The organism is Sphingomonas sp. EC-HK361 (genome assembly GCF_902498785.1).
In the GTDB taxonomy this organism is placed as follows: Bacteria; Pseudomonadota; Alphaproteobacteria; order Sphingomonadales; family Sphingomonadaceae; genus Sphingomonas.
In genome coordinates, this window is record NZ_LR701494.1 from 346,211 (window position 1) to 363,675 (window position 17,465).

Sequence of the window (17,465 nt, forward strand, 5' to 3'; positions counted from 1 at the left end):
AAGGGCCGGGGATTCCTCCCCGGCCCTTTTTATTTGCCTTGAAGGCGGCTCAGCCGAGCAGCGGCCCGGCCAAGGCCTTCAGGTCGACCTGCGGTCGGGCGCCGACATGGCTGATGATCTCCGCCGCACAGACCGCGCCGAGTTTCAGCGAGGTTTCGAGATCGACGCCGTGGGTCTGCCCGTAGAGGAAGCCCGCCGCGAAAAGATCGCCCGCTCCCGTCGTATCGACGACCTTGTCGATCGGCTCCGCCGCGACCGTCGTGCGCACGCCGCCGCGCACCGCGAGCGCGCCCTTCTCGCTGAGTGTCACGACAAGCGTCTCGACCTTGGGCGCGATCTTCGCGATCGCCGCCTCGACATCGTCGCACTCGGTCAGGCACATCAGCTCGGCTTCGTTGGCGAAGATCAGGTCGATCAGGCCGCCATCGATCAGCGCCTGGAAATCGGCGCGGTGACGATCGATCACGAACTCGGCGGAGGTCGTGAACGCGACCTTGCGGCCGGCGGCCTTGGCAACCTCGATCGCGGCGCGCATCGCGGCGCGGGGTTCCTCGGGGTCCCAGAGATAGCCCTCGATGTAAAGATAGGCGGCATCAGCGATCAGCGCGCGATCCAGCGCCGCTTCGGGGAGATAGTGTGAGGCACCGAGGAAGGTGTTCATCGTGCGCTGCCCGTCGGGCGTCACGAAGATCAGGCAGCGCCCGGTCGTCGGCGAACCGGCGCGTGCGTCGGTATCGAAACGGATGCCGCTTGCACGGATGTCGTGGGCGAAGACCTGACCCAGCTGATCGTCGGCGACCTGGCCGATGAACGCGCACTTGCCGCCAAGCGTCGCCATGCCGGCGATCGTGTTGGCGGCCGATCCGCCCGAGACTTCCTGCCCCGGCCCCATCTTCGCGTAGAGTGCATCGGCATCCTCGGGCGAAAAAATGAGCTGCATCGCGCCCTTGGTCATGCCGTTGTCGGCGATGAAGTCGTCATCGGCATGGGCGAGGATATCGACGATGGCGTTGCCGATCGCGACGACGTCGTAGGTGGGTTGAGTCAAATGGGAGACCTTCCGTGTCACCGTTCGCCCTCAGCTTGTCGAAGGGGCGCCCCAGTAGCGAAGGGACGGGCTTCGACAGGCTCAGCCCGAACGGAATGGGTGATGCGCGCCCCTAGATCGCGAGGCTTGCTTGCGCAACCGGGCGGGGCACGCCATCCCCTGTCGCATGTTTCGCGCGCTCGCCCTTTCGGTCGCCCAACTGAACGATCCGGTGATCCGGCGCGTGCTCGTGCAGTCGCTGGCGCTGACGCTCGCGGTCTTTGCTGGGTTAGGCATACTGGTGTGGTGGGGAACGCGGGCGCTGCTGGCGACGTGGTCGGGCGCGTATAGCGGGGAGATCGCGTCGGTCGTCGCGGTGCTGGCGACGCTGCTCGCGCTGTGGCTGTTGTTCCGCGCGGTCGCGATCCTGGTGGTCGGGGTGTTTGCCGATGCAGTCGTCGAGACGGTCGAGGCGAAACACTATCCGGCCGCGCTCGCTTCGGCGCGGGCTGTACCGTTCCACCAGGCGATGATCATGGGTCTGCGATCGGGGTTGCGGTTCGTGGTCGTGAACCTCGTTGTGCTGCCGGTGTACATAGCGCTGCTCGTCACCGGGGTCGGCGCGCCGATATTGTTCTTCGCGGTCAACGCGTGGCTTCTCGGTCGTGATCTGGGCGAGATGGTCGCTGCCCGGCACATGGACGCAGCGGCGATGCGGGGCTGGCGCAAGGCGACCGGCGGGCCGCGATTCCTGCTTGGTCTTGCAGCGACGGCCCTGTTCGTGGTTCCGGTGCTCAACATCCTCGCGCCGATCCTCGGCGCGGCGATGGCGACACATTTGTTTCACGGAGGCCGAAAGGGATGACATCGCGCGTAAAGGTGGGTTCGGGGCTGGGCCTGGTAGGGCTGAGCGTCGCCGGCTGCACCGTGCCCTCGGCTGCACCGCCAAGCGTCGCGCCGGTTGCGGTGCCCTACACCAGCGTCGGACTCGAGCGGGTCATCGGGCAAAACGCCGCAGGCCTCGTCCGCCTATTCGGCGACCCCGATGCCGACGTGCGCGAAGGCACCGCGCGCAAGCTGCAGTTCACGTCGAAGATCTGCGTGCTCGATGCGTATCTCTATCCCAAGGACGGCGAGCCGCGCGTGAGCTACCTCGACGCGCGCGAGCCGGACGGGAGCGCGATCGACCGGGCGAGTTGCGTCTCAGCGCTCACCCGGCGGGATGGCGGGAAGTAAGCGCTAATCCTCCCAGGCACGGAGAGGGGTACCGCGTTCGAAGAGCGTGGTGGAGGGGGCCGGCCGCAGGCGGCGCATTGGTGGTCAGCCCCCTCCACCAGCTTCGCTGGTCCCCCGTCCCGTGCCGGGGAGGAATTGGAGCGCCCATCGCGCGGCCTCGCGCACCACTCCGTTTGGGTCGTCGAGCAGCGAAGTAAGCACCGGCACCAACCCCGCATCGCCGCTGTTCCCTGCCGCGATACAGACGTTGCGCACCATCCGGTCGCGGCCGATCCGCTTGATCGGCGACCCGGCGAACACCTGCCGGAACCCGGCATCGTCGAGCGCAAGCAGATCGGCGAGCAGCGGCGCGGTCAGCTCGGCGCGCGGCGCAAAGGCCATGTTGGCGCGCGCGTCTTGCGCGAACTTGTTCCACGGACACACCGCCAGACAGTCGTCGCAGCCATAGATTCGGTTGCCCATCGCGCGGCGGAATTCGTGGGGGATCGGCCCTGCGTGTTCAATCGTCAGATAGGAAATGCAGCGCCGCGCATCGAGCTGGTAGGGCGCCGGAAACGCGTCCGTCGGGCAGGCGCGCTGGCAGGCATCGCACGATCCGCAGCGGTCGCGACCCGGCATATCCGGCGCCAGATCGAGCGTCGTGTAGATCGCGCCGAGAAACAGCCAGCTGCCATGCTCCCGGCTGACGAGATTGGTGTGCTTGCCCTGCCACCCCAGCCCCGCCGCCTCCGCGAGCGGCTTTTCCATGACGGGTGCGGTATCAACGAAGACCTTCACATCCGCACCTGGCGCTTCCGCAACCAGCCAGCGGGCAAGCGCTTTCAACTGGCGTTTCACCACGTCGTGATAGTCGGCGCCTTGCGCATAGACCGAGATGCGCCCGACCCCGCCCTCGCCCGCCAGCCGCAGCGGGTCTTCGCGCGGGGCGTAGCTCATGCCGAGCGCGATCACGCTCTTCACCGCGGGCCATAGGGCGGCGGGAGCCTGGCGGTGATGCGCCCGAGACTCCATCCAGATCATGTCGCCGTGGCGCCCGTCGGCCAGCCATTCGCGCAGCCGCGCAGCCGCCAGCGGCGCCGCATCGGCGTGCGCGATCCCGCAAGCGGCGAAGCCGAGTTCGACGGCCTGTGCCTTTAACCGTTCTTCCAGCTTGTCTTTAACCACCTGCCCCCGCTACCACGATGCGATCCTCGATGGGCACCCCCAACCCGTTCGGGCTGAGCTTGTCGAAGCCCGGTCCGCACCGCGCCGGGACGCCCTTCGACAGGCTCAGGGCGAACGGGGTTTATGGCGGGCATGCATTCTGAGCTGGCGGTGACCGCCGAGGGCCTGGTCAAGCGCTTCGGCGAGCGGCGGGTGGTGGACGGGGTCGATATCGCGGTGCCGAAGGGCGCGATCTACGGCGTGCTCGGCCCCAATGGCGCGGGCAAGACGACGACGCTGCGGATGCTGCTCGGCATCATCGAGCCGGACGAGGGCAGCCGGACGTTGCTTGGTCGCAATCACCCGCGCGAAGCCTCCGATCACGTTGGCTACCTGCCCGAAGAGCGCGGGCTTTATCCGTCGATGAAGGCGAAGGAAGCGATCGCGTTCATGGGCGCGCTGCGCGGCCTCGACTGGAAGGTGGGACGCGCCCGTGCGGTGACGCTGCTGGAAAATGCCGGGCTTGGCCACGCGGCCGACGAAAAGATCCGCAAACTCTCCAAGGGTATGGCGCAACTCGTCCAGCTGCTCGGCTCGGTCGTCCACCAGCCCGACCTCCTCGTGCTCGACGAGCCGTTTTCCGGGCTCGACCCGGTCAATCAGGAGAAACTGGAGGCGCTGATCGTCGCCGAGCGCGATCGCGGCGCGACGATTCTTTTCTCCACCCATGTCATGGCGCACGCGCAGCGGCTGTGCGACCGTCTCGCGATCATCGCCGGCGGCAAGCGCCGGTTCGAGGGGACGGTGGACGAAGCGCGCGGGATGCTGCCGCAGCAGGTGCATTATGTGCCCCACCACGAGGATGACGCGATCCGGTCCCGCCTGCCGCGTGACGCAGTGCGCGACGGGGAGGGTTGGCGATTCGAGCTGCCGTCGACGGGTATCGAGGCGCTGCTCGTCCAGCTGATCGATGCGGGTTACGGCATTTCCGGTCTGTCGATCGAGCGGCCGGGTCTGCACGAGGCATTCGTGAAAATCGTCGGCAGGGATGCGCTGAAGGACATGCAGGAGACGACACAGGAGTTGGGAGCATGAGCAATGTCCGCCGCGCGCTCCGCCAGACGCTGACCATCGCGCGTCGCGATTTCGTGGCGACGGTCTTTACGCCCATCTTCCTCTTGTTCCTGTTCGCGCCCGTCATCATGGGATCGTTCGGCGCGATCGGCGGCATCGGGGCGGCGACTGTCGCCGACGGTTCGGTCGATCGCTCTCTCATCGTCGCCATCGTCGCGGAGCCACAGGCCGACGTGATGAAGCGCGCCGACGCGCAGCTTCGCCGCGTGTTCCGCACGACGGAGGCGCCGCCCAAGCTGCGGATCGATACCCCCGAGGCCGATCCTGCGGCGCAGGCGCGCGCGCAGTTCCACGCCAAGGATTTCGACGCGTCGGCGGTTCTCTATGGCCCGCTCGACCGACCGACCGTGCTTTACGGCGCGCAGGGCGCGCGGACGGCCGACTATATGGCGGAGCTTGCCGAACAGACGCTGCGCGCCGACCGCAGCGGCGGCGCCGACCTGTCGAAGGCGACGAAGACCGCGGTTACCCGCACCTCGGCATCGCTCGGCGGCCGCAACCAGGCTGCGTTCATCGCGGTCTTTGGTATCTTCTTCCTGACGCTGTTCCTGGCAGGACAGGTCGTCGGAACGATGGCGGAAGAACGCAACAACAAGGTGATCGAGGTCCTCGCCGCCGCGGTGCCGCTGGAAAGCGTGTTCCTCGGCAAGCTGCTCGGCATGTTCGGGGTCGCGGTGCTGTTCGTCGGCTTCTGGGGCACCGTCGTCAGCCAGATCGGTCTGCTGCTGCCGCCGTCCGCCGCCGCAGGGCTGGCCGAGCTTCGTCCCGCGACCGGGGTCGGTCCGTTCTCGGTCTTGTTCTTCGCCTATTTCACGACCGCCTATCTGCTGCTCGGATCGGTGTTCCTTGGCGTCGGTGCGCAGGCGTCGACGATGCGTGAAATCCAGATGCTGTCGCTGCCGATCACCGTGCTGCAGATGGGGATGTTCGGGCTTGCCGGCGCAGCGGCGTCGCACCCCGGCACCTGGCTGGCGACCGCGGCGGAGGTTTTCCCGCTCTCCTCGCCCTTCGCGATGGCGGGGCATGCGGCGAACTCGCCTGCTCTGTGGCCGCATTTCGCCGCGCTCGCGTGGCAGCTCCTGTGGGTCGCCATCTTCATCACGATCGGCGCGCGACTATTCCGGCGGGGTGTACTCAAATCGGGGAGTGCGAAGCCTGTGTGGAAGACGATGTTCGCCCGCGCCTGATCGTCGTCACGCCGCAACGCTATTGACACTCCTGTCAATTAGGTTTTCTCTCGCAACTCAACAGGAGAGAGCCATGGCGACGCTGGCGCAGGAACCGGTCCACACCTATCCCGTCGATCCGCTCGATGTCAGCCGGGCGGAACTATACCGCGACGACAAGTGGCAGGAACCGTTCGCGAAACTGCGTGCCGAGGCACCGGTCTACAGGACCGAGCACAGCGATTATGGCGCGTTCTGGAGCGTCTCCAGCTACAAGCCGATCGTCGAGGTCGAGTCGCTCCCGGAGCTCTATTCGTCGGAAGTCGGCGGGATCACGATCGCCGATTTCTTGCCCGAAAGCGACGTGCGGATGCCGATGTTCATCGCGCGCGACCGGCCCGTCCATACCGGCCAGCGGCGCACCGTCGCGCCGGCCTTCACCCCGTCCGAGATGCAGCGCATGTCCTCCGACATTCGCCAGCGCACCGCCGAAGTCCTCGACAGCCTGGAATGGAACACGCCGTTCGACTGGGTCGACAAGGTTTCGATCGAGCTGACGACGCAGATGCTTGCGATCCTGTTCGATTTTCCGTGGGAGGATCGCCGCAAACTGACCTTCTGGTCCGACTGGGCCGGCGATATCGAGCTGGTGAAGACCGAGGAGCTGCGCAAACAGCGGCTCGAATATATGTATGAATGCGGTGCCTATTTCCAGAACCTCTGGAACGCGAAGGTCGGCAAACCGCAGACGCCCGATCTCATCAGCATGATGATCCATTCGGACGCGATGGCGCACATGGATCATTTCGAGTTCATCGGAAACCTGATCCTGCTGATCGTCGGCGGCAACGACACGACGCGCAATTCGATGACCGCCGCGGCCTACGGCCTCGACCGGTTTCCCGATAGCCGCGCGAAGCTGGAAGCCGACCCGTCGCTGATCGCGAATGCCACGCAGGAGATCATCCGCTGGCAGACCCCGCTCGCCCATATGCGCCGCACCGCGACGCAGGATACCGAGCTGATGGGTCAGCAGATCAAGGTGGGCGACAAGCTCGCGCTCTGGTATATCTCCGCCAATCGCGACGAGAGCGTGTTCGGTGCGGACGCCGACCGCATCGTGGTCGATCGGCCGAATGCACGGCGGCATCTCGCGTTCGGCCACGGCATCCACCGCTGCGTCGGCGCGCGGCTGGCCGAATTGCAGATCGGCATCCTGCTGGAGGAAATGGCGAAGCGCCGGATGCGCGTGAACGTGCTCGGTGAACCGACGCGGGTCGCGGCGTGCTTCGTCCATGGTTATCGTTCGATGCAGGTGGAGATCGGCAAATATTGATCGCGTTACCCGCAACCTGCTGATAGCAAGGCGCGCATGTCGGGGGGCATCGAAACAGCGGCGGATATCGCCACCGGGGGATTGTTCGCACGCGCAGTCGAACCGCGTGCGGGCGAGGCGTCGCACGGCGCGCAGGAGCACGGCCTCTGCCTCAATTGCGGCACGGCGCTGATTGGCGAGCATTGCCACGCCTGCGGACAGGCGGCGCACGTCCACCGCTCGCTCGGCGCGATCGGCCACGAGCTTGCGCACGGCATCTTCCATTTCGAGGGCAAGATCTGGCGCACGCTGCCGATGCTGGTTCTGCACCCCGGCGCGCTCACCCGCCGCTATGTCGCGGGCGAACGCGCGCGATTCGTCTCGCCGCTCGCGCTCTTTCTGTTCACAGTCTTCCTGATGTTCGCGACGATCAGCGCGGTCGGCGGCGAACTGCTGCCCGACATGACGAGCCAGCAGCAGGCGCAGGCGAAGGCGACCCTGGACACGCAGCTCAAGTCCGCCCGCACCGAACGCGCCCGCAATGCGCAGAAGATCGCGACCGCCGAGCGCGCGGGAAAACCGGTCGGCGAAATGCAGCGCGACCAGAAGGCGCTCGATGCGACGATCGTCAGCCTGGACACTGCAACGCGCGCGCTGACGACGACCGGTCGCCCGATGACGATCACGGACCTTCACACCGGCTGGGAGCGGCTCGACCACGGGATCGCCAAGGCCAACGCCAACCCCGCGCTCGTGATCTACAAGCTGCAGACCAGCGCCTATAAATATAGCTGGGGCCTCATCCCGCTGTCGGTGCCGTTCGTCGCCCTGCTGTTCCTCTGGCGCAGGCGCTTTCACCTCTACGACCACGCGATCTTCGTGACCTATTCGCTTGGGTTCATGATGCTGCTCGTCATCACGCTCATCCTGGCGGGTGTCGTCGGCGCGGGCGCGGGGATCATCACGATGGCGGCGCTGCTCGTGCCGCCCGTGCACATGTTCGCCCAGCTTCGCGGCGCCTATTCTCTGCGCAAGCGGTCCGCGCTTTGGCGCACGATCGCGCTAACCATCTTTGCCTTCGTCGCCCTCACGACCTTCCTGGTCCTGCTCCTGCTGCACGGACTGGCCGAGTAGACGCTTCGGCTTGCCATGCAGGGCTCGCCCTGCTAGGCGCGACCCATGTTCGGCAGGAACCACGCGTTTCGTGCCGCTAATGCCATTTGACCGGAGATTTACGGGTTTATGCAGATTATCGTTCGCGACAACAACGTCGACCAGGCCCTTCGCGCACTCAAGAAGAAGCTGCAGCGCGAGGGCGTGTATCGCGAGATGAAGCTGCGCCGGCACTATGAAAAGCCGTCTGAAAAACGCGCCCGCGAGCGTGCGGCTGCCGTCCGTCGCGCCCGCAAGATGGACCGCAAGCGCGCAGAGCGCGACGGCGCGCGGTAAGCACCGCCTCCCGATCGGCGAGGCGTAAGCGCGGCCTCGCCCGTCCGATATTTTCCAGAATGACGCCGCGCCCGCGCGTGGCACCGATTCGAGGGGCTGCCCCATGTCGACCGTGACCGCCGTTCCGATCGCGCCGGTGAAGCGCGGCTATCTGGTGTGGCTGTGGATCGGCATCGCGGTTGCGGTGCTGGCGGCCGCAGCCCTCGCATGGGCCGCCCCGACCGATCCGGTGACGAGCGTGCTCGCAAAGAATCGCAGCCAGCCGGGCGTCGTCGAGACGGCCTCGGGACTGCAATACAAGGTCATCCGCCCCGGCACCGGTGCGAAGCCGACCGATACCGACGTGGCGCTGGTGAATTACGAAGGCCGGCTGAACGACGGCACCGTCTTCGACAAGTCGCAGCAGCCGACACCGATGCCCGTGGGTGGCGTGGTTCCCGGTTTCGCCGAGGGCCTGAAGCTGATGCCCAAGGGATCGAAGTATCGCTTCTGGATCAAGCCGAGCCTCGGCTACGGCGCGAAGGGCGCTGGCCCCATCCCCGCCAATTCGCTGCTGGTCTTCGATGTCGAGCTGCTCGATTTCCTGCCCGAGGCGTATATCCGCCAGCTCCAGATGCAGCAGCAGATGCAGCAGGGCGGCGCACCGGGCATGCCCGGCGGCGCTCCGGCTCCGGGCGCACCCGGTATGCCCGGCGGCGCTCCGGCACCGACCGGTCGCTGATCCGACGAATGTGCGACAAGGCTGCGTGTCAGCCTTGTCGCTACCGGCTCGACGCGACTAAGGCACGCGCATGACCGGCGCCCCGCTTCGACTGCACAACAGCCTGACCCGCACCACCGAGGTATTCGCGCCGATCGATCCGGCGAACGTGCGCGTCTATTCGTGCGGGCCGACCGTCTACAATTACGCGCATATCGGCAATCTGCGCGCCTATGTCTTCACTGATACGCTCTCGCGCGTTCTTCGGTGGAAGGGCTGGCCGCTCACCCACATCATCAATATCACCGATGTGGGGCATCTGACGTCGGATGCCGATGCCGGCGACGACAAGATGGAAGCGGCGGCGCGCGAGCGCGGGCAGGATATCTGGGCGATTGCGGCGCACTATACCCAGGCCTTCAAGCAGAACCTCCGCGACCTCAATATCGACGATCCGATGCGCTTCCCGCTGGCGACCGATCACGTCGCCGAGATGATCGACTTCGCATCTGCCATCGCCGACCGGCATTGCTACACGCTGGACAGCGGGCTCTATTTCGATGTCTCGACCGTTCCGGACTATGGTCGCCTTGCGCGATCGAAGGAGGATGACGGCGAAGGCCGGATCGATCCCGTCGCGGGCAAGCGCAATCCGCAGGATTTCGCGATCTGGCGCGCGTCTGGTCCGGGCGAGAACCGCCAGATGGAATGGGATTCGCCCTGGGGACGCGGCGCGCCGGGCTGGCACCTCGAATGCTCGGTCATGGCGCGCAAATATCTGGGCGACGAATTCGATATCCATACCGGCGGGATCGATCACCGCGAAATCCACCACCCCAACGAGATCGCGCAGAATCAGGCGCATTGCGGCGTCGACGGTTCGTGCGCCGACCATGCCGGATTTACCGGTGCGAAGCTGTGGATGCACAACAACTTCCTCGTCGATCGCACGGGAAAGATGTCGAAATCCTCCGGCGAATTTCTGACCCTCCAGCGCCTCGTCGATCGCGGCTTCCATCCGCTAAGCTACCGGTTGATGTGCCTACAGGCGCACTATCGATCGGAAATGGAGTTCAGCTGGGAGGGCCTAGCCGCGGCGCAGGTGCGGCTGAAGCGCCTTGTTCAAACGGTAGAGAGCCTGCGTGCGCAACCGCCCAAGGCCGGGAGCGTGGATACGACGGGCTACCGCGGCGCGCTCGATGCCGCAATTTCAGACGATCTCGCGACGCCGAAAGCGCTGATCGTGCTCGACGCGATGCTCGCGGACAAGGCGATCCCGGCAGCCGACCGGCTGGCGGCGCTCGCTGATTTCGATGCGGTGCTCGGCCTCGACCTTTGCCGCCTCGATCGCCGCGCGCTGAGGACTCGCCCGGCGGAGGCGACCATCGACGAGGCGGGAATTGCGGAGAAGCTCGCCGAGCGCAGGCAGGCCCGTGCCGCCAAGGACTTCGCCACCTCCGATGCGATCCGCGAGGCACTGTCCGCGGCCGGGGTGGAAGTGATGGACGGCGACGCGCTGGAATGGGACTGGAAGCCGACGCAATCGGCCTAGCCCGCGGCTCCGCCAGTCTTTTGCGCTGACGGGCCATTCATGCTGGAGCAGGACGCGGCGGTCTAGTAGACGGGGTAAGTGCCACCGGTCGGTGGCGGCCCCGTAAAGCGTTTGAAGAAGGGATTGATCCTTGAGCGGATACCGCGCCTGTTTCCAGCGGCTTGGCATGGGGATCGCGATCACGGCGATCGGGATGCCCGCGACCGCACAGATCGCACAGGCTCCCGCCGTCCCGCAGACCGCGCCGGTCGTGCCGCCGCCGGTTCAGCCGACCCAGACGATCCCCGCGCCCGTGGCCATACCGGCGCCCGTCGTTCTGCCGCAACTGAGCGAAGCGCAGCACGCGCAGCTCGCCGATCTCATCGCGAAGAACGCCGTGACGCAGGGCCTGCGCGAGCGCGCGCGCCCGGCCCAGGTCGATCTGGACAATGACGGGCTTGTCCGCGCCGCGCTCGATCATGCGCGCGCGGTGCATTCGGGACGGCTCGACCAGGCCGACTTCCTGAAGGTCTGGGGGATTCGCCCGCAGCCCTATGACCCCCTGCCCGCCTTTGCCGCCGCGGTGCGCAGCGACACCCTCGCCAACTGGATCCGCACGCTCGGGCCGCCCTGGGCCGGCTATGATGCGCTCGTCGCCGGCCTCGACCACTACCGCACGATCGCGGCGAATGGCGGGTGGCAGACGCTGGCGAGCGGCCCCGACCTCACCCTGAACGCGACCGGCGCGCGCGTGATCGCGCTCCGGAAGCGGCTCGCGATCGAGGACAAGGCGGTTTCCGTGACCGGCGACCGGTTCGACCAGGCGCTGCTCGACGCGGTGCGCCGGGCGCAGCGCCGCTATGGGCTCAATCCCTCGGGCATTGTCAGCACCCAGACGCTGGCGATGCTCAACGCGCCCGTCGAAGCGCGTATCCGGCAGATCATGGCGAACATGGAACGCTGGCGCTGGCTGCCATCGACGCTGGAGCAGAACCGCATCCAGGTGAACATCGCGGCGGCTGTGCTGACGCTGTTCGACGGCGACAATCCCGTCATGTCGATGAAAGCGGTGACGGGGCGCCCCGGTGACGAGACGCCGATGCTCGTGTCGCAGATCCACTCGATCGTGCTCAACCCGCCCTGGAACGTGCCGACCTCGATCGCGACGCGCGAGTTGTGGCCCAAGGAGCGCGCGAATCCGGGCTATCTGCGCCGCGCGGGCTTCCGTGTGATCGACAATGGCGATGGATCGAAGCGGCTTCAGCAATCGTCGGAAAAGAGCGCGCTCGGCCGGTTCAAGTTCGATTTCCCCAACGAGTTCGCGGTCTATCTCCACGATACGCCGGCTCAGGCAGGGTTCGCGAAATTCGACCGGCTGGCGAGCCATGGCTGCGTCCGGCTCGAGAAGCCCGAGGCGCTGGCGACACGCCTGCTCGCGACCAACCCCGAATGGCAGGTGCCGGAGATCAAGGCGACCGTCGCCGGCGGCAAGACCGTGCGCGCGCAAATGGCGGACAGCGTTGCGGTCTATCTGCTCTACTGGACGGCCTTCGCCAATCCGGACGGCACGGTGAGCTTCCGCGACGATCCTTACAGCTGGGACGGCGTGCTGGCCGACAAGATCGAGGCGCGTTCCGCGGCACAAGCCGTCGCCGCGCGCTGATACCAACAGGGAGAAATGACGATGCGCAAGACACGCGCCCTGATGCTCACCGCCGCGGTTTCGAGCGGCCTGCTCGCGCTCGCGGCCTGTTCGAAGTCCGAACCGGAATCGCCGCCCATCGAGAATATCGAGACGCCGGCGCTCGAGGAGATGCCGACGATGAACGAACCCGCGCCGATGCCGACGGAAACCGCGGCGCCGGTAAATACCGCAGACGCGCTGCCCCCGCCTGCGCCGGTCGAGCCCGACCAGCAGATGCTCGACGACGCCGCCGCCGTCGGCATGACCGCCCGCGCCGATCGCAGCCAGCCGAGCGAGGAAGCGCCGGTCGAGAACGCCCAGCAGTAGGAGCCGCCGCCCGTCACTGCGGACTTGATCCGGGGTCCCGCTACTTCCCGATAGCGCAATAAGCGGGACCCCGGCTCAAGGCCGGGGCGACAGGGATCGAACTCCCCACGCTCTTTCCGGCCGCGGAGTGGTGACACTGGACAGACCGGCCCGGCGCGCGCCAATGGACCGATGTTCTTCGCGCGCCTCCGCCGTTTCCTTGCCGAGGAAGACTGGACCTTTGCGGCGCACGAGCAGCCGACGCTGCCCGGCTCCCCCGGTGCGCCGGAGCATCCGACCGCGCGGCGCTTTGCCTATGGCGCGATCGGGGTGCTGCTCGGGCTGACCGGCGGGCTCGGCAGCGCGCTCGTCTCCGCCAATACGACGACGCTACAGGGCGCGCTGGGCCTCGATCCCGCACAGATCGCGTGGCTGCCGACCATCTATGTGATGACCAACGTCAGCATCAACCTGCTGCTGATCAAGTTTCGCCAGCAGTTCGGGTTGCGGCCCTTCGCGCTCATCTTCCTCGGCCTCTACGCCGTCCTCACCCTGGGCCACCTGTTCGTCCGCGATTTCTGGTCGGCGATCGTCGTGCGCGGTGCGAGCGGGATGGCGGGCGCGGCGCTCTCCAGCCTCGGCCTCTATTACGTCATGCAGTCCTTGCCCGCGAAATGGCGGTTGAAGGCGGTGGTGATCGGCATCGGCATACCGCAATGCGCGACGCCACTCGCGCGGCTGTTCTCGCCCGACCTGCTCGCCATGTCGCAGTGGCGAACGCTGTACCTTTTCGAGCTCGGGCTTTCGCTGCTCAGCCTCGCCGCGGTCGCGCTGCTGCGCCTGCCGCCGACCAACCGGATCAAGGCGTTCGAGCCGATCGATTTTCTCACCTTCACCCTCTACGCGGTCGGCATGGGGCTGGTCGCCGCGGTGCTCGGACTCGGGCGCATTGTCTGGTGGACCGAGGCGCGGTGGATCGGTGTAGCGCTGCTGCTCGCGATCCCGATGCTGGCCGCCGCGCTGATCATCGAACATGGCCGCGAGAAGCCGCTGCTCAACACCCGCTGGCTCGCGAGTTCGGATATCCTGCGCTTCACGATCGTCACGATCATGGCGCGCATCGTGCTGTCGGAACAGACCTATGCTGCTGTCGGCCTGCTCCAGACGCTGGGGCAGAACAACGATCAGCTGGGGCCGTTCTTCCTCATCATCTTCTTCGCATCCGTCGCTGGCGTCGCGGCAAGCGCGGTCACGCTGAACGTGGAGAAGCTCGCCCATCCGGTGATGCTCGCGATCGGCCTCGTCGCGATCGCCGCCTTTGCGGACAGCCATTCGACCAGCCTTACGCGCGCGCCGCAGCTTTACGCCAGCCAGGCGGTCATCGCTTTCGCCGCGACCTTCTTCCTCGGGCCGTCGCTGCTGTTCGGGATGACCCGCGCGCTCCAGCAGGGCGCCGGACACATCATCACCTTCATCGCGCTGTTCGGGATCATCAATTCGATCGGCGGGCTGGGCGGCACCGCGCTCCTCGGCACCTATCAGACGGTGCGCGAAAAGGCGAACAGCGCGGCACTCGTCCAGACGATCGATCCGACCGACCCGATCGTCACGGCGCGCATCCAGGCTGGTGGCGCCGCGGTCGGGCGCGTCATCGGCGATCCAGCGCTCCGCTCCGCCGAAGGCGCCGCGCTCCTGTCACAGACGACGACGCGCGAGGCGAACGTCCTCGCCTATGACGACGTGTTTCGGCTGATCGCGCTGCTTGCCGCCTTGACCTTCGGCTATCTTCTGTTCCTGCTGGGCAGGCGTGACTGGCGCGAACGCCGCGTCCGCGCCAAGGGGGCCGCATGACCGATACGCGATCGACCACCGTCGTCCCACCCACCGAAGAGAAGCTTGCCGAGATGGAAGCCGAGCAGCCCGCAGCGCCGACAGGTTCGGGCTGGACGCCGCGGCTGCCCGGGCGGACGGGGCTGTTCATTATCATCGTCCTTGCGATCGCGGGAATCCTCGCGGTGCTCGCGGCGTGGCGCTTTCCGCCCTTCGCAACCGCCAGCGAGCAGACCGACAACGCCTATGTACGCGGGCGCACCACCGTCATCGCGCCGCAGGTCAGCGGGTATGTGACGCAGGTGCTCGTCCGCGATTTCGCGCAGGTGAAGCCGGGCGACGCGCTGGTGAAGATCGACGACCGCATCTACCGCCAGCGGGTCGATCAGGCGTCGTCTCAGGTCGAGGCGCAGCAGGCGACCCTCGCCAACGCACAGCAGTCCGAGCGCAGCCGCGAGGCGAGCCTTGCGGCGCAGGATGCCGCCGTCGCCAATGCGGGCGCGCAGTTGCTGCGGGCGAAAGCGGATATGGCGCGGGTCAACGATCTCGTCATCGATGGCTCCGTGTCGCTACGCGAGCGCGACCAGACCCTCGCCGCGCTGAAACAGGCGCAGGCCGCAGTGCAGCAGGCCGCTGCCGCGCGGGAGATCGCCCGACAGGATATCCGCACCGTTCAGGTCGGTCGCGGCGGTCAGCGCGCTGGCGTGTCGGGCGCGGCAGCCGCGCGCGAGCTTGCCCAGATCGATCTGTCGAACACCGTCGTCCGCGCGCCGGAAGCGGGGCAGCTAAGCGAAGTCGGCGTGCGCGTCGGCCAATATGTCACCGCCGGCTCGCAGCTCATGTTTCTCGTGCCCCCCGACACTTGGGTGATCGCAAACTTCAAGGAGGCTCAGACCGCGCGCATGGCCGTCGGTCAGCCGGCGTCGTTCACTGTCGATGGGCTCGGCAATGCGCGCTTGACCGGCAGGGTCGAGCGGATATCCCCCGCCGCCGGGTCCGAATTCTCGGTGCTGAAGCCAGACAATGCGACGGGCAACTTCACGAAGGTGCCGCAGCGGATCGCGGTGCGAATCCGCATCGATCCCGGGCAGACGCTGACGGCAAGGCTGCGCCCTGGTATGTCGGTGCAGGCACGAGTCGATACCAGCGGCGGGCCGGCCGCACGATGAGGCGGATCGGTGCCGACCTTCACCGTCACCCCGGACCTGTTCCGGGGTCCACCGGGCGGCACGCGTTGCCCTTGGAAGCGCGAACGCGAGCAGCGCGGCTCCGTGGACCCCGGAACAAGTCCGGGGTGACGAAGGCCAGCCTACTGCCCACCCTCCTCCTATCGCTGACTGCCCTCGCCGGATGCATAGGCCCGCGCCCGCGACCGCCCGCTGCCGCAGCGATCGTCCCCCCGCCCGACTGGCGCACCGCGCTCCGCGCCGGTGCGCCGATCCGCACCGATTGGTGGACCGCGTTCGGCGATCCGGTGCTGAGCGATCTGGTCACCCGTGCGCTCGCCGCCAATCTCGATATCGCGACCGCCGCCGCCCGGGTCGAGGAAGCGCGCGCGCAGGCCCGGCTGGCGCGCGCGCAACTGGCGCCGACGCTCGGCGGCAACGCGGGGACGACGGCGGGGCAGACGCTCAGTCCCTTCGGCACGCCCAGCGACGCGATCGGCGCGCAGCCGGGGGTTTCGGCGAGCTTCGATCTCGATCTCTTCGGCCGCCTGAAGAACGCCAGCCGCGCCGCCCGTGCGCAACTGCTCGCGACCGAAGGCGCGCGCGATACCGTCCGGCTCGGCATCGTGACCAGCGTCGCGACCGGTTACATCACGCTGCGTGCGCTCGATCTGCGGCTCGCGGTCGCGCGTCAGACGCTCGCCGCCCGTGCCGAGGGCCTGCGAATCGCCAAACGGCGTGCCGATGTCGGCTACACATCGCGGCTCGAGCAGCGGCAGGCCGAGGCGGAATATCATGCGACCGAACAACTGGTGCCGGCCGCCGAACTTGCGATCTCGCGGCAGGAAAATGCGCTGCGCCTGCTGCTCGGGGAATCGCCCGGCGCCATAGCGCGCGGCAGATCGCTCGACGCGTTAACGCCGCCGCCCATCCCAGACGGGCTGCCCGCAGACCTGCTACGCCGCCGGCCCGATCTTTTCCAGGCGGAGCAGACACTGGTCGCCGCCGACCGCAGCCTCGACAGCGCGCGCGCCGCGATGCTCCCCAACGTCGCGCTCACCGGATCGGCGGGGCTGGTGCTCTCGACCGCGCTCGCGAACCCGGTGGGCATCTTTTCGGTCGGCGCGAGCATATTGGGGCCGATCTTCGATGCGGGCCGCACCCGCGCGCAGGCTGACGCCACCGCCGCGCGCCGTGACCAGGCCGCTTACGGCTATGCCAAGGCCGCGCTCACCGCGTTCCGCGAAGTCGATGACAGTCTGGCTGGCGTCCTGAAGTCGGGCGAGCAGGCCGACGCGCTCGCCGCGCAGCGCTTGTCCCTGGCAGGCGCGCTGCGCAATGCGACCAACCGCTACCGCGCGGGCTATTCGTCCTATATCGAACAGCTAGATGCCCAGCGCGGGTTGCTGACCGCCGAGCTGACGCTCGTCCAGGCGCGCGCGGATCGGCTGGTCGCCTATGTCACGCTGTATCAGGCGATGGGCGGGGGATGGTCGCAAGCGGACGTCGCGGAGACGCAGCACTGATGGGCGAGATCGTAAACCTGCGTATCGCCCGCAAGCGCAAGGCGCGGGCCGAGGCAGCCGTGCAGGCGGACGCCAATCGCGCGAAACATGGGCGGACCAGGGCGCAAAGGGACGCCGATGCGCGCGAGGCCACGCGACGCGATGCTGTGCTGGACGGGGCGAGGCGCGAGCCGAAGTGAATTAGCGCGTCACCCCAGCGAAGGCTGGGGTCTATCTCTAGTCGAAATGCCAATCGGCAGAGACATGGACCCC

Annotated in this window: 17 protein-coding genes; 15 read left to right on the forward strand and 2 right to left on the reverse strand. The window is 67.3% G+C overall.

Annotated elements, in window-relative coordinates; all coding sequences use genetic code 11:
• Positions 1 to 49: 49 nt before the first annotated feature.
• Entirely contained in the window at positions 50 to 1,048 is a 999-nt protein-coding gene (locus tag BOS5A_RS08820; protein WP_151954844.1) for an adenosine kinase, read from the reverse strand.
• A 166-nt stretch (positions 1,049 to 1,214) separates the two neighbouring features.
• On the opposite strand from BOS5A_RS08820, the gene BOS5A_RS08825 reads away from it, so the two are divergent.
• Entirely contained in the window at positions 1,215 to 1,892 is a 678-nt protein-coding gene (locus tag BOS5A_RS08825; protein WP_151954845.1) for an EI24 domain-containing protein, read from the forward strand.
• On the forward strand, positions 1,889 to 2,263 hold the full coding sequence (locus BOS5A_RS08830; protein ID WP_151954846.1) for a hypothetical protein: 375 nt from the start codon (positions 1,889 to 1,891) through the stop codon (positions 2,261 to 2,263). The genes BOS5A_RS08825 and BOS5A_RS08830 overlap by 4 nt, the downstream gene beginning before the upstream one ends.
• An 84-nt stretch (positions 2,264 to 2,347) precedes the next feature.
• On the opposite strand, the gene queG is transcribed toward BOS5A_RS08830, so the two are convergent.
• Entirely contained in the window at positions 2,348 to 3,427 is a 1,080-nt protein-coding gene (gene queG / locus BOS5A_RS08835) for a tRNA epoxyqueuosine(34) reductase QueG (RefSeq protein ID WP_151954847.1), read from the reverse strand.
• A gap of 132 nt (positions 3,428 to 3,559) precedes the next feature.
• On the opposite strand from queG, the gene BOS5A_RS08840 reads away from it, so the two are divergent.
• The 13 genes from BOS5A_RS08840 (at position 3,560) to BOS5A_RS08900 (ending at position 17,392) form a co-directional block, all read left to right on the forward strand.
• Entirely contained in the window at positions 3,560 to 4,501 is a 942-nt protein-coding gene (locus BOS5A_RS08840) for an ABC transporter ATP-binding protein (RefSeq protein WP_151954848.1), read from the forward strand.
• A complete protein-coding gene (locus BOS5A_RS08845; protein ID WP_151954849.1) occupies positions 4,498 to 5,727 on the forward strand; it encodes an ABC transporter permease in 1,230 nt (409 codons plus the stop codon). Before BOS5A_RS08840 ends, BOS5A_RS08845 begins: the two co-directional genes overlap by 4 nt.
• Before the next feature lie 73 nt (positions 5,728 to 5,800).
• Positions 5,801 to 7,042 (forward strand): cytochrome P450, encoded by a 1,242-nt coding sequence (locus BOS5A_RS08850; protein ID WP_151954850.1) that lies wholly within the window; start codon positions 5,801 to 5,803, stop codon positions 7,040 to 7,042.
• 36 nt (positions 7,043 to 7,078) lie between these two features.
• Positions 7,079 to 8,155 (forward strand): DUF3667 domain-containing protein, encoded by a 1,077-nt coding sequence (locus BOS5A_RS08855; protein WP_151954851.1) that lies wholly within the window; start codon positions 7,079 to 7,081, stop codon positions 8,153 to 8,155.
• A gap of 108 nt (positions 8,156 to 8,263) precedes the next feature.
• On the forward strand, positions 8,264 to 8,470 hold the full coding sequence (rpsU, locus tag BOS5A_RS08860; RefSeq protein WP_088331195.1) for a 30S ribosomal protein S21: 207 nt from the start codon (positions 8,264 to 8,266) through the stop codon (positions 8,468 to 8,470).
• A gap of 103 nt (positions 8,471 to 8,573) precedes the next feature.
• Entirely contained in the window at positions 8,574 to 9,191 is a 618-nt protein-coding gene (locus BOS5A_RS08865; protein ID WP_151954852.1) for an FKBP-type peptidyl-prolyl cis-trans isomerase, read from the forward strand.
• Positions 9,192 to 9,261: 70 nt separating this feature from the next.
• Entirely contained in the window at positions 9,262 to 10,722 is a 1,461-nt protein-coding gene (gene cysS / locus BOS5A_RS08870; RefSeq protein WP_151954853.1) for a cysteine--tRNA ligase, read from the forward strand.
• 166 nt (positions 10,723 to 10,888) lie between these two features.
• Positions 10,889 to 12,364, forward strand: a complete 1,476-nt coding sequence (locus tag BOS5A_RS08875) for a L,D-transpeptidase family protein (protein ID WP_199857412.1) — start codon at positions 10,889 to 10,891, stop codon at positions 12,362 to 12,364.
• A gap of 21 nt (positions 12,365 to 12,385) precedes the next feature.
• On the forward strand, positions 12,386 to 12,712 hold the full coding sequence (locus tag BOS5A_RS08880; protein WP_234419278.1) for a hypothetical protein: 327 nt from the start codon (positions 12,386 to 12,388) through the stop codon (positions 12,710 to 12,712).
• 171 nt (positions 12,713 to 12,883) lie between these two features.
• Positions 12,884 to 14,542: an MFS transporter gene (locus tag BOS5A_RS08885; protein WP_151954855.1), complete on the forward strand. Its 1,659-nt coding sequence runs from the start codon at positions 12,884 to 12,886 to the stop codon at positions 14,540 to 14,542.
• Complete coding sequence (locus tag BOS5A_RS08890) at positions 14,539 to 15,690, forward strand: HlyD family secretion protein (protein ID WP_151954856.1); 1,152 nt, start codon at positions 14,539 to 14,541, stop codon at positions 15,688 to 15,690. Before BOS5A_RS08885 ends, BOS5A_RS08890 begins: the two co-directional genes overlap by 4 nt.
• Positions 15,691 to 15,815: 125 nt before the next feature.
• Positions 15,816 to 17,213 carry an efflux transporter outer membrane subunit gene (locus BOS5A_RS08895; RefSeq protein ID WP_151954857.1) on the forward strand — a complete coding sequence of 466 codons (1,398 nt, stop codon included), beginning with the start codon at positions 15,816 to 15,818 and terminating at the stop codon, positions 17,211 to 17,213.
• Positions 17,213 to 17,392 (forward strand): DUF4169 family protein, encoded by a 180-nt coding sequence (locus tag BOS5A_RS08900; RefSeq protein WP_151954858.1) that lies wholly within the window; start codon positions 17,213 to 17,215, stop codon positions 17,390 to 17,392. Before BOS5A_RS08895 ends, BOS5A_RS08900 begins: the two co-directional genes overlap by 1 nt.
• Positions 17,393 to 17,465: the final 73 nt, after the last annotated feature.

What these genes read in the sequence shown, in the direction of transcription:
- BOS5A_RS08825 (WP_151954845.1), top strand. Translation starts at nt 1,215, where the DNA reads ATGTTTCGCGCGCTCGCCCTTTCGGTCGCCCAACTGAACGATCCGGTG.
- BOS5A_RS08830 (WP_151954846.1), top strand. Translation starts at nt 1,889, where the DNA reads ATGACATCGCGCGTAAAGGTGGGTTCGGGGCTGGGCCTGGTAGGGCTG.
- BOS5A_RS08840 (WP_151954848.1), top strand. Translation starts at nt 3,560, where the DNA reads ATGCATTCTGAGCTGGCGGTGACCGCCGAGGGCCTGGTCAAGCGCTTC.
- BOS5A_RS08845 (WP_151954849.1), top strand. Translation starts at nt 4,498, where the DNA reads ATGAGCAATGTCCGCCGCGCGCTCCGCCAGACGCTGACCATCGCGCGT.
- BOS5A_RS08850 (WP_151954850.1), top strand. Translation starts at nt 5,801, where the DNA reads ATGGCGACGCTGGCGCAGGAACCGGTCCACACCTATCCCGTCGATCCG.
- BOS5A_RS08855 (WP_151954851.1), top strand. Translation starts at nt 7,079, where the DNA reads ATGTCGGGGGGCATCGAAACAGCGGCGGATATCGCCACCGGGGGATTG.
- rpsU (WP_088331195.1), top strand. Translation starts at nt 8,264, where the DNA reads ATGCAGATTATCGTTCGCGACAACAACGTCGACCAGGCCCTTCGCGCA.
- BOS5A_RS08865 (WP_151954852.1), top strand. Translation starts at nt 8,574, where the DNA reads ATGTCGACCGTGACCGCCGTTCCGATCGCGCCGGTGAAGCGCGGCTAT.
- cysS (WP_151954853.1), top strand. Translation starts at nt 9,262, where the DNA reads ATGACCGGCGCCCCGCTTCGACTGCACAACAGCCTGACCCGCACCACC.
- BOS5A_RS08875 (WP_199857412.1), top strand. Translation starts at nt 10,889, where the DNA reads ATGGGGATCGCGATCACGGCGATCGGGATGCCCGCGACCGCACAGATC.
- BOS5A_RS08880 (WP_234419278.1), top strand. Translation starts at nt 12,386, where the DNA reads ATGCGCAAGACACGCGCCCTGATGCTCACCGCCGCGGTTTCGAGCGGC.
- BOS5A_RS08885 (WP_151954855.1), top strand. Translation starts at nt 12,884, where the DNA reads ATGTTCTTCGCGCGCCTCCGCCGTTTCCTTGCCGAGGAAGACTGGACC.
- BOS5A_RS08890 (WP_151954856.1), top strand. Translation starts at nt 14,539, where the DNA reads ATGACCGATACGCGATCGACCACCGTCGTCCCACCCACCGAAGAGAAG.
- BOS5A_RS08900 (WP_151954858.1), top strand. Translation starts at nt 17,213, where the DNA reads ATGGGCGAGATCGTAAACCTGCGTATCGCCCGCAAGCGCAAGGCGCGG.